The sequence below is a fragment of the Methylobacterium sp. PvP105 genome (assembly GCF_017876975.1).
Classification (GTDB): Bacteria; Pseudomonadota; Alphaproteobacteria; order Rhizobiales; family Beijerinckiaceae; genus Methylobacterium; species Methylobacterium radiotolerans.
This window is the reverse complement of the sequence record NZ_JAGIPA010000001.1, coordinates 2,059,253-2,072,982: the sequence shown is the minus strand read 5'-3', so window position 1 is coordinate 2,072,982 and position 13,730 is coordinate 2,059,253. Positions and strand designations below refer to the sequence as shown.

The 13,730-nt window shown below is 69.5% G+C and carries 8 protein-coding genes and 1 pseudogene; 5 read left to right on the top strand and 4 right to left on the bottom strand.

All coding sequences use genetic code 11. The annotated features are described in order from the left end of the window. Window positions 1-16: 16 nt before the first annotated feature. The 4 genes from J3A75_RS09930 to J3A75_RS09915 all read right to left on the bottom strand — a co-directional run bounded on the left by J3A75_RS09930 (window position 17) and on the right by J3A75_RS09915 (window position 5,533). On the bottom strand, window positions 17-1,798 hold the full coding sequence (locus J3A75_RS09930; protein WP_209650113.1) for a glycosyltransferase family 61 protein: 1,782 nt from the start codon (window positions 1,796-1,798) through the stop codon (window positions 17-19). 20 nt (window positions 1,799-1,818) lie between these two features. Further along, the gene (locus J3A75_RS09925; protein ID WP_209650112.1) at window positions 1,819-3,591 is read right to left on the bottom strand and encodes a DUF563 domain-containing protein; all 1,773 of its coding nucleotides are present in this window, start codon (window positions 3,589-3,591) and stop codon (window positions 1,819-1,821) included. A 50-nt stretch (window positions 3,592-3,641) separates the two neighbouring features. Further along, the gene (locus J3A75_RS09920; protein ID WP_209650111.1) at window positions 3,642-4,751 is read right to left on the bottom strand and encodes a DegT/DnrJ/EryC1/StrS family aminotransferase; all 1,110 of its coding nucleotides are present in this window, start codon (window positions 4,749-4,751) and stop codon (window positions 3,642-3,644) included. A 110-nt stretch (window positions 4,752-4,861) separates the two neighbouring features. Beyond that, a complete protein-coding gene (locus J3A75_RS09915) occupies window positions 4,862-5,533 on the bottom strand; it encodes an acetyltransferase (protein WP_209650110.1) in 672 nt (223 codons plus the stop codon). A 292-nt stretch (window positions 5,534-5,825) separates the two neighbouring features. On the opposite strand from J3A75_RS09915, the gene J3A75_RS09910 reads away from it, so the two are divergent. The 5 genes and pseudogenes from J3A75_RS09910 (at window position 5,826) to J3A75_RS09885 (ending at window position 13,690) form a co-directional block, all read left to right on the top strand. Next, window positions 5,826-8,495 (top strand): DUF563 domain-containing protein, encoded by a 2,670-nt coding sequence (locus J3A75_RS09910; protein WP_245372131.1) that lies wholly within the window; start codon window positions 5,826-5,828, stop codon window positions 8,493-8,495. 7 nt (window positions 8,496-8,502) lie between these two features. Next, the gene (locus J3A75_RS09900; RefSeq protein WP_209650109.1) at window positions 8,503-9,519 is read left to right on the top strand and encodes an NAD-dependent epimerase/dehydratase family protein; all 1,017 of its coding nucleotides are present in this window, start codon (window positions 8,503-8,505) and stop codon (window positions 9,517-9,519) included. Window positions 9,520-9,598: 79 nt separating this feature from the next. Beyond that, window positions 9,599-10,234, top strand: a pseudogene (locus J3A75_RS36460) (DedA family protein); the annotation flags it as partial. 604 nt (window positions 10,235-10,838) lie between these two features. Then, the gene (locus J3A75_RS09890; RefSeq protein WP_209650107.1) at window positions 10,839-11,255 is read left to right on the top strand and encodes a hypothetical protein; all 417 of its coding nucleotides are present in this window, start codon (window positions 10,839-10,841) and stop codon (window positions 11,253-11,255) included. Between the two features lie 50 nt (window positions 11,256-11,305). Further along, window positions 11,306-13,690, top strand: a complete 2,385-nt coding sequence (locus J3A75_RS09885; protein WP_209650106.1) for a glycosyltransferase — start codon at window positions 11,306-11,308, stop codon at window positions 13,688-13,690. Window positions 13,691-13,730: the final 40 nt, after the last annotated feature.

Here is a 13,730-nt window from a genome sequence, read left to right as displayed (position 1 = left end):
CGTCAGCGGATGCACCTCAAGGAGCGACCGTGACCCTCTCCAGAGCCCGCCGCATCGTCGCCGGCGGGACCACGTAGTTCGCGTGCATCGGGTGGACGCCCTCCGCCTGCAGGGTGGTTCCGCGGACGAACAGGAGACGCGCCCCGCTGGACTCGACGAAGCTGGTGAAGCCGCGGAAGTAGAATTCCGGGCTCTCGTGGACGAGCGCCACGACCCGGGCGCCCGGCCGGCAGAAGATGCAGTTGATCAGGGCGGAACTCGCCGATCCGACGATGATGTCGGCGGCGTGGTACATCTGCACCTGCTCGGCGAAGGTGAGCTGCTCGGGCTGGACAACCTCGAACCCGTGGGGCCGCAACGTCTCGACAATCTCGGCCTCGTTGACGAGCTGGCGCTGCGTGAACGCCCGCCGAGACAGGATGATGCGCCGCCCAGTCCGTCGGAGATCGACCCCATTCGCGGCGAGCCGTTCGAGGATCCTGTCGCGCACGGCAGCGAGGATGTCTTGCGGCCAGATCGCGTCGTAGATCGGAAGCCCGGGCCGGGTATCGAACGGGAAGAAGGCCGGCACGGGCGCGAGCGCGAGTTCGCGAAAGCGTGTCGCGACCGGAGGCAGCGTCACGACGGGCCGGTCGCGGGTGTCCATCAACGCGATGATCTGATGGTGCGACTCAGGCATCCCGTCATCGACGCAGAGCGGCAATCCCGAGGGACAGGCGGGATCGTTGAAACACAGCATCCGGGGGACGAATTCGAGCAGCCAGTGCCCGTATTGTCGGCTCTGAAGCCCGAACAGCATCAGGCCGGCGTCGATCTCGTCGATCGCGGCGGGTGCCTCGACCAGAGCGCGTCCGGGCCCCCAGACGGCCGTCATGATCTGACCCGGATTGACCCCGTCCTTGATGTCGGCGACCCCGCTCAGCGGATGGGCCGCGAGATCGTAGATCAGGCGCTCCCCGCGGAGCACGACGTTACTGCGGGGAAAAGTCAGGCAGTCCCGGAAGAACGCCACGTATTGCGGCGGTGCGTCGAGGGTCCCCGGCTGGGAGGTCAGGGGGATCGGGCCGTCCAGGAACGTCACGACCGGGTCGGCGATCCTGCGGCCGGGCCGCATTTCGTGATAGCGTCCGTGCCCCTCCGCGGCTTCCTGCCGGGCCGAAACGATGGTGTAGATGCCGATCGGGCCGAGGCCGACAATCGAACGGGTGCTCGCGTGAAGTGCCGCCGCCTCCTCATGACGGCCAACCTCCGCCAGGGCGTTCATCTGCAGGATGCGCAGGTTCCGGATCTTTTGGCTGAGACTGTCCCTGTCCACGGTCGCGAGGCCGGCATCGCCGCCGTTGAGTTCGTAGGCGAGGCGGTAGCACTGAACGGCGGGCTCCGCCCGGCCGCGGCACTCGTGCTCCCAGCCGAGCGGCAACAATGTCCGGGCCACCTCCTGCAGCGCGGCCGCCGCTTCATCCCGCCCCCGGAGTTCCACGACGAACGCGGTCGCGTCGTCCCAGCGTTCACAGCCGATGAAGTCGCGCAGGCGCGCCACGATAGCGATACGGCGCCAGCGCGAAGGATCGTGCGGGTCGATCGCGGCGGCAAGCTCGTAGGCGCGCGCCGCATCTCCGAACCGGGCGCCGCCCTCAAGCCGGAAGCCGAGGGCTTCGAGGTGCCGCAGGGTCGCTGACGCGCGGGACCCCGACGGAGGCTCCGCGGTGAGCAGAGCGGCCAGTTGCTCGATCCGGGTCGGAGCGTTGCCGCTGTCGATCGACCGGACGAGGTCGAGGAAGGTCGCCGTCGGCCGCATGTCCGCCCCGTCTTCGACCGCTACGGGCTGAGCCCGACGCGCTCGAGGCCGCGCAACACCTGCTGGGGCGTGACCGTGTAATTGGCGTGGAACGGATGGGTCTTCTCGCCCGGCACCGTCGTGCCCCGTATGTAAAGGACCTGGGCGCCGCTCGACCCGATCATGCTGGTGTAGCCGCGGAAATTGAACGACAGGTTCTCGTGGATCAGCGCGACGACCCGGGCCTTGTCGTTGCAGAAGATGGTGTTCGTCATGGCCGAACTCGCGGAGCCCACGATCACGTCGGCCGAATGGTAAAGGGCGATCTGCTCGACGAAGGACAGTTTTTCCGGGTACACGACCTCGAAGCCGTAGCGCGCCAGGGCGTTGATGATCTCGGCCTCGTTAACGAGCTGGCGCTGCGTGAACCCCTTCCGTGACAGGACGATCCGCCGTCCCGTGGGCCGCAGGTCCACCCCCCGCACTGCGAGCCTCTCGAACACGGCGCGCCGCATGGCGCCGAGGATGTCCTTCGGCCACACCGAGTCGTAGACCGGCACGCCCGGTCGAACGTCGAACGGGAAGAAGGTCGGGACCGGGGCAACCCCGAGCTCTTTGAAGCGGACCGCCTGCGCCGGAAGGGGTAGGATCGGACGTCCCCGCCTGTCGAGCAGTTCCACGATCTGCCGATGCGTTTCCGGCATGTGGTCGTCGATGCAGATCGGACAACCCGCGGGGCAGGCGGGATCGTTGAACCACAGCATCCGCGGCACGAATTCGAGCAGCCAGTGGCCGTAGTTCCTGCTCTGGAGCCCGAACATCATAAGGCCGGAGTCCAGGATCCGCATCTCGGCCGGCTCCTCCACCAGGGCGCGCCCGCCCCCGTAGACGGCCGTCATGATCTGATCGGCGTTCTTCCCGTCCTTGATGTCGGCGATGCCGCTGTCGGGATGCGCGGCGAGGTCGTAGATCAGGCGGCTGCCCTGGAGCACGATGTTGCTGCGCGGGAAGGTCAGGCAGTCCTTGAACCGGGCGACGTATTGCGGCGGGGCGTCCAGGGTGCCGCACACGGAGGTCAGCGCCACGGGACCTTCGAGGAAGCGGATCTCGGGCTCGGCGATCCGGCGGGGGCTGACCAGTTCGCGGTAGTCGCCCTCCCCTTGCGCGGCAGCCTGGCGTGCGGAGACGATGTCGTAGATCCGCACCGGCCCGAGCCCGAGGATCGTGCGCGTCCGTTCGTGCAGCGCCTGCGCCTCCTCGTGACAGCCCGCTTCGGCGAGCGTAGTCATCTGCAGGCTGCGCAGGTTTCGGATCTTGCGCTCGATTGCGTCGCCGTCGATCGTAATGGCCTGGCCGCCCAGGGTGTCCCGCGCGATCCGCGCCAGCAGGTAGCTGCGCACCGCGCCCTCGGCATCGCCGGCGAGTTCGTAATCCCAGGCGATGTGGATCAGCGACGGGTCGTCCTGCCCGCGGTCCCCGGCGGCCGCCTTAGCGCGACGCAGCGATTCTAGGAGATCCTCCACCCCGTCGAAGGCCTGCCGCCGGCAGCGATCGACGATGCTTGTCCGGATGGCGGCCAGCTCATACTGCGCGGCCCGTGCACGCGAGATCTGAGCCGCCAGCCCGTAGGCGCGGGCGGCCAGATCGAAGCTGCCCTCGCCCTGGTACCGGAAGGCAAGGGTCGCGAGGTGCTGCGCCGCGGTCTCGGCGCGATCCTCCGTCAGGGCCGCGAGGGTGCCCTCGATCGTGTCGAGGGTGGCGCCGCCGTTCGCCCGATTGGCCTGCGTCAGGATCCGCCGAAAGTCGTCCCGCATCGATACCGACCGTTCCTCTCACGCGATCCGCAACGTCGTCTCGACGGGCCTCAGCGCGTCGCCAGGACCCGCTCCACGCAGGCGCAGACTTCATCGATCTGTTCCCGGGTGATCGCCGGGTAGAACGGCACTCCGATGGCGCCCGCGGAGGCGGCCGGCGTCTGCGGGAGGCCGTCATGCCGGCACGTCGCGAAGGCGGGATGCGCCTGACAGCCGTTCCCGTACCAGCGCCGCCACTGGATGCCGGCCGCGTCGAACGCCGCCGTCACCGCGTCGGCGGCTGCGGGCTCGAACAGCGCGTTGACCGTCATGGTCAGCCATTCCGTGCCGAAGCCCGGCTGCATGCGTACGCCGATCCGCTCGAAGCCCTCTACATAGGCGAGCGAGGCCTCCCGCAACTGCCGGATGCGCGCATCGAGGCCGTCGAAGGCCGCCAAGCCGACCGCTGCGTCGTATTCGGAGATCCGGAAATTGCCGCCGCGCACCTCCGAGACCCGGCTGCTCGCCGAGAAGCCGAAGCCGGTCATGGCGGTGGTCTGCGCGACCAGATCAGTATCGGTGGTGAGGATCGCGCCGCCCTCCCCGATCCCGAGCGCCTTGGTGGCGTGCAGGCTCACGCAGACCGGCTGCGCGCCGACATAAGTCAGGTTCAGCGTCGCGGCAGCGGCGTCGAACACGACCGGAATGCCATGTGCCGCCTCGAACGCCTCCCAGGCGGGAATGTCGATCGGCGCCCCGAACGGGCTGACCACCACCACGGCGGCGACGTCGCCCCCGGCCCCCGACAGCGCCCGCTCGGCGATGGCGGGCGTCAGCGACAGGGTCTCGGGATCCACGTCGGCAAAGAACGGTTCAAGGCCGACATTCACCGCCGCGTGCGCGGTGGCGATGAAGGTGTAGCCGGGCATCAGGCACAGCCCGCCGCGCCGGCCGCCGATGCGGTAGCGCAGGGCGAGTTCGATCGCGCTCGTGCCGTTGCCGGTGATCGTTGCGGCCACCGGCGCGCCGCCGGCCCGCTCCGAGACGAAGCTGCAGAGCCTGGCTGTAAATTCGCGGGAGAGCGGGCCGTAGTTGCTGTAGATGTGCGATTGATCGATCCGGCGCAGGTAGGGGACGATGGCGTCCGTCTCCGGCAGGCTTGGAATGAGCACGGGGATCATCGTCGAGACACGTCCTAGCTGTCGGCCGCCACCATCCTCGTCGGCATGCTCCGGTGACGCGGCCCGCTATACATGCCGAGGCAGCGCCGCGGAAGGCGCCGACACGCCCCTCAGGCCGCCGGAGGGGTCTGGGGTCTAGGTCGAGCCGGCAAGGGCCGGGCGGGGTTCCCGAACACCGTCTGGCCTGGCGCCACGTTCCGGATCACCACGGCGCCGGCGCCGACGACGGCGTGGGCCCCGATCCGGATCTTCGGGATCACGCAGGCCCCCGTGCCCAGGAACGCGCCCTCCCCCACGCGGACATGCCCGGCCAAGTGGACGCCGGGGCTCAGCGTGGCGAAATCCTCCAGCACGTCGTCGTGCGCTACGGTGCAGCCCGGATTGATCAGCACGTGCTCGCCCAGGCGCGCATCCGCCGTCACCGAGGAATGCCCGAGGATCACCGCGCCCACGCCGATCCGGCTGCTGCCACCGATCAGCACCCCGGGATCGATGATCGAAGTGAAGCGCGCGCCGATCGCATTCCGCAGATGTGCGACCGCCCGGGCCCGGGGCTCCGGCTCGCCGAGGGCGACGACGAAGCGCAGATCTTCGGCGCCCGCGAAGGTCCAGACATCCCGGACCACCGGCCGGCCGCGAAACATCTCCGGCGCGTCGAGGCCGGGATCGACGATGCTCGCCTGCAGGTCGATCGCCGTGCCCTGCGCGTTCAGGCGCTCCAGGGCGTCGACGATCTCGCGCGCGAGGGCGCCCGCACCGTACAGGACGAGGCGGACCGTCATCGCGTCGTGCGCCGCGACCGGCTCGGCACTGGCGGCTGCCTGCCACTCGGGCGAACGTCCATGCGCGGGATCCCCTGCTGGGCTTTCCTGGCTGTCGTGGGCCCTGCCCTTACACGAGTCTCCGCGGGCTCTCCAGGGGCGAGGTTTCGGATCCACGGGCGGGCCGGCGATCACGGAAAGCCCGGGAACCAGGATGGCTCGTCACCATGCCTCCATTCCAGTAGACCGCCGGGACTTGCGCCGCGCCAGGGTGGCGGTGGACGAGCGCGTACGCGGAGAGCGTGGGACGGACATGAGGCCGACGGAGCCCTTCATCGACCTGATCCGAACGGTCAATCGCCTCACCGCGCCGGACGTTCTCGTGCGGCTTCGCGCGCTCTTGGCCGAAGGTGACGACGGCACCCGCACGACGCGCCTGCGGCGGCACCTCGAGGCGCTGGCGTTCCGGCTTGAGGGCGAGGACCAGCTCGACGCCGTCGCCGACACCTACGACCTGATTGGCGCGATCGCCACCGAGGATCGGGAACGCTGGGCTCTGGCCGCCGTCAACGCGCGGCTGCGCGATCTCTGCGGGCGTGGCCGCTACGCGGAGGCCGCCGCCCTCGTCTCCGAACTGCGTGCCGGTGGCGATCCCGCCGCCATCCGCGAAGGCCTCGCGACCCTGCTGCGGCTCGGCTGGGCCGCCGAGTGCGGACAGGAACCGGAAGCCTGCGTGCAACGCTACCGGCTGGCTTTCGAGCTGAACGGCGGTGACGACGGCGTCACAACCGAGGACGGCTGCGCCCTGAGTATTAAGGTCAGGAACCTGCGCCGGCTGCAGATCGACGCGCTGCTTGCGGAGGGGCTCTATGCGGACGCGATCGCGCTGCACGAGCCGACGCGCCACGTCTATGGCTCCGGCCCCCTGCGTGCCTACGACATCGTCACCGCCGAGGCGCTCGCCGCGGGTGGGGGTGCCGCTTACACGGAAGTACGGCCGCGGCGCCGGATCGCATCGCCTGAACTGCGTTTCTTTGAGCCGCCCCCTGCCCTCACCTCCGAGCCGGGCGAGCTCGACATGCCGGCCCAGTACCTCGCCTTCTTGGACGGAGCCCACGCCTTCCCGCGCAGCAACGTCGTCATCGCGGGCGACACGCTCGTCTACGACCTCGCCGCGCATCCGCGCCGGCCCGACATCCTGCTGCAGGACGGGGTCAACCCCGATCAGATCATGATGGCCGCGTTCGGCGACACGCGCACCCTCGTGGAGGTGCCCGAGGATCCGCACCGGGTCGAGGCCGGGCTGATGATGTTCGGCCTCCAGAGCCGGAACTATGGGCACTGGTTCTGCGAGTTCGTGCCGCGGATGCTCTGCTACAACGATCCGCGCTGCCCGGACGGGATCCCGCTCTGTATCGACGACCACATGCCCCCCTCGCATGAGGAGATTTTGCGTCTGCTCGACACGCGCGACAGGCCCGTGATCAAGCTGCCGCCGCGGCCGGTCGCGTTCGGGCGCCTCGGGATGGCGCCGGTGCCGGCCTTCTTCCCCTTCGACGTGAAGCCCGGCCGCCCCTTCTACGACACGGTCTGGCCGGCCGATGTCTTCGGAGCGGTGCGCGCTCAAATCCTCGAACGAGCCCGCGAGCGCGGGGTGCTCTCGGGCCGCACCGACCGGCGCCTGTTCATCTCGCGCAAGGCCTTCGCCCAGCGCGCTCTGATGAACGAGGCCGAGATCGCCGAGCGGCTGGCTCTCCTGGGCTTCGAGGTGATCTACCCGGAGACGATGTCGTTCCTCGAACAGGTCGAGGCGTTCCACTCCGCTGCTCTGGTGGTGGGCTCGTCAAGTTCGGCCCTGAGCAACGCCCTGTTCTGCCGGCCCGGCTGCCGCATTCTGGGCCTGATCCATGAGGAGCTGTCGTTCAACTTCCGGGGCTATGCCAGCTACATCGAGGCTGGGGGCGCCCGGATTCTGTTCCTGCGCGGCCAAACCCTCCACCAGCCGGGCGTGCACGCCTTCCACGTAAGCTATACCGTCGATCCGGCGAAGGTCTTGGCCGCTGTGGCAGCCCTCGAGAATGAGGTCGCAACCGGCGTCCGGGCCGGCTTCCCGCCGCCGTCCGCGGACGACCAGCCGGTCCGGGGGCCGGATCCCGGTGCGTCACAGCTTCAGCACCCTCGAACGAACGCATCCGCCCGCGTCGATCCCGACCGGCTCGCGCGCGTCGAGACGCTCGCGGCCGGACCGCACGCGGATGCGGGGTCCGGCCTCTGCGCCCTGGAGGCGGTGGCCTACGTGGCCGGAGAGCCCCATTCAGACCAACCCGCCTGCGCGTCGCCGAGCCTCGCCGCTTTCATCCGGACCTGGAGCGATGGCCTGCCTCAGGACGCGCGCGACGACCTGATCCTGCCGCTCGTCCCGCGCCTCGTCGGCACGCGCGGATCGGAGGCGCTGGAGCGCCGGCGGGTCGCCCTGGCAGCCGACTGGCTCGTCCGCACCCACCTGCCTGCGTGGTTCCGCCTCGCCAAGCTGAACGTTGAAGGCGACGCGCTGGCCAACCGGCCGGCGCTGACCGATAGCGCCGATCTCGCCGCTTGGTGCGATCATCTGGAGCAGGCGCGCAAGCGCGCGAAGGTCGCGAACCTCACCCTCCGGCAGACCGGGTCCGCCGTCCGGGCCGCGGCCTGGGACGCAGCGCAAAAGGCCGCCTGGGTTGTCATCCGGGACCATCTGGAGGCTGCCGGTCCGCGAATGCTCGCCGCCGGCTGGGACGCGGCCTACGCGTCCGCCTATGCGGCGGCCCGGGCCTACGGAAAGGCGCCGCTGGAGCCGACCCGGCGGGCGCTCCAGGAATCCGCCCTGGCCCTGGTCGAGCGGATGATCGCGCTGCGCGAAGCGAATCCGGCCGACCCGGACCCTCTGCCGGGGGGCGCCCCACCGGCCCACACGTCGGCCCCGTCCGGCGTCGAACACCGGCCATGAGCCGGACATGAGCGAGACTCCGCAGGGCACGCAACCGCTCGATCCCGCACCGGCCCTGGCAGGCGCGCGCTGCCTCGTGCTGGGCGGCAGCGGCTTCCTCGGGCTGAACCTGTGCAATCGCCTTGCGGAGGCGGGGGCCGAGGTCACCTGTTTCAGCCGCAGCCATCCGCAGGCCGAGGTCCTGGACCGGCGCGTCGCTCGGGTGATCGGCCAGTTCGCCGACCGCCTCGCCCTCGCCAACGCGGTAGATCGCCAAGACGTTGTCTTCCACCTGATTGCAGGATCGGTTCCCGAGAGTTCCAACCGGGACCCATACGCGGAACTCTCGGCCGCGCCGATCGCCACCCTGCACCTGCTGGAGATCTGCCGCGCGGCTCGGATCAAGAAGCTCGTGTTCTCGTCCTCCGGGGGGGCGATCTATGGAATTCCCCGTGCCATTCCGATCTCCGAGCAAGCGCCGACTGACCCGATCTCGGCCTACGGCATCAGCAAGCTGATGATCGAGAAGTCCCTGCACCTCTACCGGCACCTTCACGGGATCGACTACCAGATCCTGCGCATCGCCAATCCGTATGGCCGGTTCCAGCTTGGCACCAAGCACCAAGGGCTGATCGGGAGCTACATCCACCGCGTCCTCACCGACCAGCCGCTGGAGGTCTGGGGCACCGGCTCGGTGGTGCGCGATTTCCTGCATATCGACGATGTCAGCGACGCCTTTCTGGGAGCCGTCGACTATCAGGGCCCGCACAAGGTTCTGAATGTCGGCAGCGGGCGTGGCCTGAGCGTCCATCAGGTGATCGCCGAGCTGAAGGTGGCCTTCGGCCGGGACGATCTCCCCTGCGTGCACCGGCCGAGCCGCGCCGCCGACGTGCCGGCCAACGTCCTCGAAACCGCGCTGATCCGGTCTGAACTCGGCTGGCAGCCGCGCGTCCCCCTGCAGACTGGGCTCACTGGCACCATCGCGTGGATGCGAGCCCATCTGGCGCAGTCGCTGGCGGCAGGCACGCCCACCGGCGCAAGCTAATCGACCGGGTCTTCAATCCGCCCTGGAGCGGCCACGTTTGTCGGCGACAGCGCGCGGCATTGATCCGCGAGGAGACCCTATGTCCTTCCTGCACGATCTGCCGATCGCCGACCTGATCGCGCATTACGGCTACCTGGCGATCTTCGTCATCATCACCCTGGAGAGCGCCGGGCTGCCCCTGCCCGGCGAGACAGTGCTGCTGACCTCGGCGGCCTACGCGGGCAGCACCGGCAACATCAATATTGCCATCGTCGTGGCGATTGCCGCGACCGCCGCCATCCTGGGCGACAATGCGGGCTACTGGGTCGGCCGCCGCTGGGGGCTGCCGCTGCTCCTGCGCAAGGGGCACCTGATCGGGCTCGACCACGGCCGGCTCAAGCTCGGCCAGTACCTCTTCCGTCGGCACGGCGGTAAGATCGTGTTCTTCGGCCGCTTCACCGCAATGCTCCGGGCCTACGCGGCGGTGCTGGCCGGCGTGAACAAGCTCGACGCTCGCCGCTTCATGGCCTTCAACGCCCTCGGCGGCGTCGCCTGGGCCTCGATCATGGGGTTCGGCGCCTACCTGTGCGGCCGGTCGATCGAGAACGTGATGGGGCCGGTCGGCCTCGGGCTGCTGGCCTTCGTTCTGCTGGGCGCCATCGCCCTGTGGCTGTTCATGCGCCGGCACGAGGCGCGCCTGATGCTCGCCGCCGAGGCCGAGATCCCGGGACCGCTCGGGGGAGGGCTCGGTGAGGCGCGGGCCGAGCCTGTCCCGGGGCCTGTCCCGGAGCACGGCGGCATTGACCCGAACAGCCCGGTCCAGGCGGATTTTCAGAATCAGATCGAGGCTCTCCTGGCCAAGCGGGAGCGCGCGGCGCCGCAGGCCGCCGCGCCGGCGGCCGCCCGCACCCGGCGCGCGCCCTGGCCCCTGTGGTTCAAAATCCCCGTGCTCCTCGTCGCCGCCGGCTCCGGCATGGCGGTACTCTCCTGGCATGACGGCGTCACCGGCGGCCTCTACGGACGGCTCATCGGGCATATCGGGATCCTCGGTATCGCCTTGGTCCTCGTCGTCCCCGCACTCCTCCTTCTGGTGGTCGGCTGGCGACTCCCGCGCCCGGAAGACGACCTCGACGCAGAGTCCGAGGAGGCTGCTGGGCTGGCGGCGTGACCGCCCGCCTGGTGAGTGTGGCGCCCCGAATGTAGGGTTGACCGGTCCTGGAGCCGATCGTACAGCCGGCCCGACCCGACTGGGGTGTCCCGTCGCGCCGGCCTCATGCCGATCCCGCTGACGGCTACTTGCCCGTGACCAGTTGGGTCCCGCAACTGAGACGGAGCCGACCTTGAGCGAGGACGTGGAAGCGCTGCGGGCCGAGCTCGCCGAGACTCAGGCACGGCTCAAAGAGGCGCAGGGCGAACTCGCCCGCTTGGTACGGTTGGCTGAAGCCGATCTGCAACGCCGCCGCCCCGGCGAGCAATCGAGCGTCGTCGCCTCCTCGGTGCGCAGGCCTGCCGCCAAGGAGGTTGCGGCTCGGATCGCCCGGTTCGCGCAACTCTATCGAGAGGCCGCTTCGGCTTCCCCCGATCGCGCCCCTGTCGTGCCCGAGGCGACGATGCTCGGCTGGCTGGAAACGTCCGGTCTGTTCGACCGCCAGTTCTACCTCGCGTGTAACGACGACGTCGCGAATGCCGGGGCCGATCCGACGCACCACTACTACAATCACGGCTCCGAGGAAGGGCGCCTCCCCAGCACCCTCTGAGGGGAGTCTGGGGAAGCTGCTCGCTGGCGCACGTTCAAGGGATCTGATCGATGCAGGACGGTGCAGGAGAGATCGCACCCGCGCTCGAGCCGTGGCAGGACGACTTCGCCACCATCTACGCCAGCGGACTGTTCGACCATATTGGGTACGCATCGCGCTATCCCGATGTCGGCCTGACCGATTTGTCGCCCCTCGAGCACTACGTGAAGTACGGCGCCCGGCTTGGGCGACGGCCCCGTGCCGACTTCAGCGCGCCGCCAGACGAGACCTTCGACGGCAGCTTCGTCAATCCCTTCGCGGCCTGGATTCGGGCGCGCGCCGAGACCCAGCCCGCGCCGGCCTGGAACCGGCCGGTCGTCTCGGTCCTGTGCATCAGCTACAATCAGGCGGCCTTCATCCGGCAGACGCTGGAGAGCATCCTCGGCCAGGCCACGGATTTCCCCTTCGAGCTGCTGGTCGGCGACGACCGCTCCACGGACGGGACCGCCGAGATCATCGCCGAGTACGCCGCGCGCCACCCCAACCTCGTGGCGGTCCTGCGCAGCGAGAATCTCGGGCCGAACCGGAACTTCGCCGACCTCACGGCGCGCGCCCGCGGCGAGTTCGTGGCGATCTGCGAGGGCGACGATTACTGGACCGACCCGCGCAAGCTCCAGCGGCAAGTCGATTTCCTGCGGGCGCGCCCGGAATTCACCCTCTGCTTCCACCGGGTGCGCGTCGTCTACGAGGACATGCCGGGGGTCGACGAGCTGTACCCGAAGCAGTGCAGCCCGCAGCCGTCGCTGTCCGACCTCGTGGCGCACAACTTCGTCCAGACCAACAGCGTGCTCTACCGCTGGCGCTACCACGGCGAGGAGGCGTTCGTGTTCGACGAGGGCATCGCCCCCGGCGACTGGTACGTCCACCTGATGCACGCCGAGGTCGGGCGCGTCGGCTTCCTGTCGGAGGTGATGGCGGTCTACCGCAAGCACGCCGCCGGGATGTGGGCGACCTACGCCACCGAGCTCGCCCGCCACAAGAAGCTCGGCAACTCCGAGATCGCGTTCTTCCGCAAGCTGCGCGGCCATTTCGGCGGCCGCTACGCGGCGGGCTACGAGGCCGCGCAGAAATCGATCTTCCGGCGCCTGGCCGAGGCCTATCTCGACGAGGAGGACGTGCCGAGCCTCGGGCGCCTGATCGACGCCAATCCCGACATCGCCCGGACGGCCCTGCACGATATGGGCCTCGACGCCCCCGAGGTGCTCACCGGCGACCCCGACGCCCTGCGCGCGTGGCTCATGGAGCAGCTCACGGTCAGCGTCATCGTCACGGCCTACAACCACGCCGCCGATATCGGCCGCTGCCTCGACGCGGTGCTGGGCCAGCGCGGGCTGTTCCGGCTGCAGGTCGTGATCGGCGACGACAAGTCCACCGACGGCACCGCGGAGATCGTCGAGCGCTACCGGGCGCGCGACCCGGAGCGGATCGCGGTGCGGCCCCGGCCGCACAATCTCGGCATGCTGCGCAACATGCAGGACTGCCTCGCCGCCTGCACGGGCCGGTACGTCGCCTTCTGCGAGGCGGACGATTACTGGCTGTCGGACCGAAAGATCGCGATGCAGATGCGGATGCTGCGCAACGACCGCAAGCTGGACATGTGCTTCAACTGGGTGCTGCTCCACTACCCGGCGACCGGCTCCTACGTCCCGCACGACGAGCAGGGCCGCTATCCGACCGGCACGATCAGCTTCCCGGTCCTGGCCAACTCGCCGCTCACCGCGAACTTCTCGTGCTGCTTCTACCGCGCCGAGGCCCTGCGCCGGGTGCCGGAAGCCTATTACGTGAACGCCTCGGCGGCCGACTGGCTGATGAACCTCTACGTCGCCGACAAGGGCCGGATCGCGTTCCTGCGGGAGCTGCTCTCGGTCTACACGGTCCAGGAGAAGGGCCAGTGGTCGGGCCTGCCGGAAGACATCAAGAACGCCCGGATCGCGCAGTACCAGAAGGACTTCGCCGCCATCTTCGGCGAGGGGCGCGGCTTCGAGAAGTACGAGGTCGGCTGCACGGTGGCCGAGCTCGACGGCGAGCTGCCGGATTCCTTCGCCCGCGCGAACCTGGAGGCCCCCCAGGACCGGGTCTGGGCCGAGATCCAGGACGGGCAGGTGGTGCTGGCCGGCTGGGTCGTCTCGGCCAACCGCGCCAAGGCGACGCTGATCGTGGAGGCCGACGGCGAGGTCCAGCGCATCCCCGCGGACGTCCACCGGCCGGACGTGATCGCGGCGGTGCTGGGCGACATGCCGACCACGATGGAGGAGGCCCGCTGCGGCTTCCGCTTCACCCTGCCCTACGCGCTCCACCTCGAAGTGCTGCTCTCCATCGAGGTCGAACACGAGGTCGTGCCCTGGCTCTCGGTGATCTTCACCCACCGGGTGAAGCGGGCGGCCGAGCGGGGCTGATCGCGGGCGGGGCGTCGCGACACGTGGGGCGGCGTCCTTC

What these genes read in the sequence shown, in the direction of transcription:
- J3A75_RS09885 (WP_209650106.1), top strand. Translation starts at nt 11,306, where the DNA reads ATGCAGGACGGTGCAGGAGAGATCGCACCCGCGCTCGAGCCGTGGCAG.
- J3A75_RS09900 (WP_209650109.1), top strand. Translation starts at nt 8,503, where the DNA reads ATGAGCGAGACTCCGCAGGGCACGCAACCGCTCGATCCCGCACCGGCC.
- J3A75_RS09920 (WP_209650111.1), bottom strand. Translation starts at nt 4,751, where the DNA reads ATGATCCCCGTGCTCATTCCAAGCCTGCCGGAGACGGACGCCATCGTC.
- J3A75_RS09910 (WP_245372131.1), top strand. Translation starts at nt 5,826, where the DNA reads ATGAGGCCGACGGAGCCCTTCATCGACCTGATCCGAACGGTCAATCGC.
- J3A75_RS09925 (WP_209650112.1), bottom strand. Translation starts at nt 3,591, where the DNA reads ATGCGGGACGACTTTCGGCGGATCCTGACGCAGGCCAATCGGGCGAAC.
- J3A75_RS09930 (WP_209650113.1), bottom strand. Translation starts at nt 1,798, where the DNA reads ATGCGGCCGACGGCGACCTTCCTCGACCTCGTCCGGTCGATCGACAGC.
- J3A75_RS09915 (WP_209650110.1), bottom strand. Translation starts at nt 5,533, where the DNA reads ATGACGGTCCGCCTCGTCCTGTACGGTGCGGGCGCCCTCGCGCGCGAG.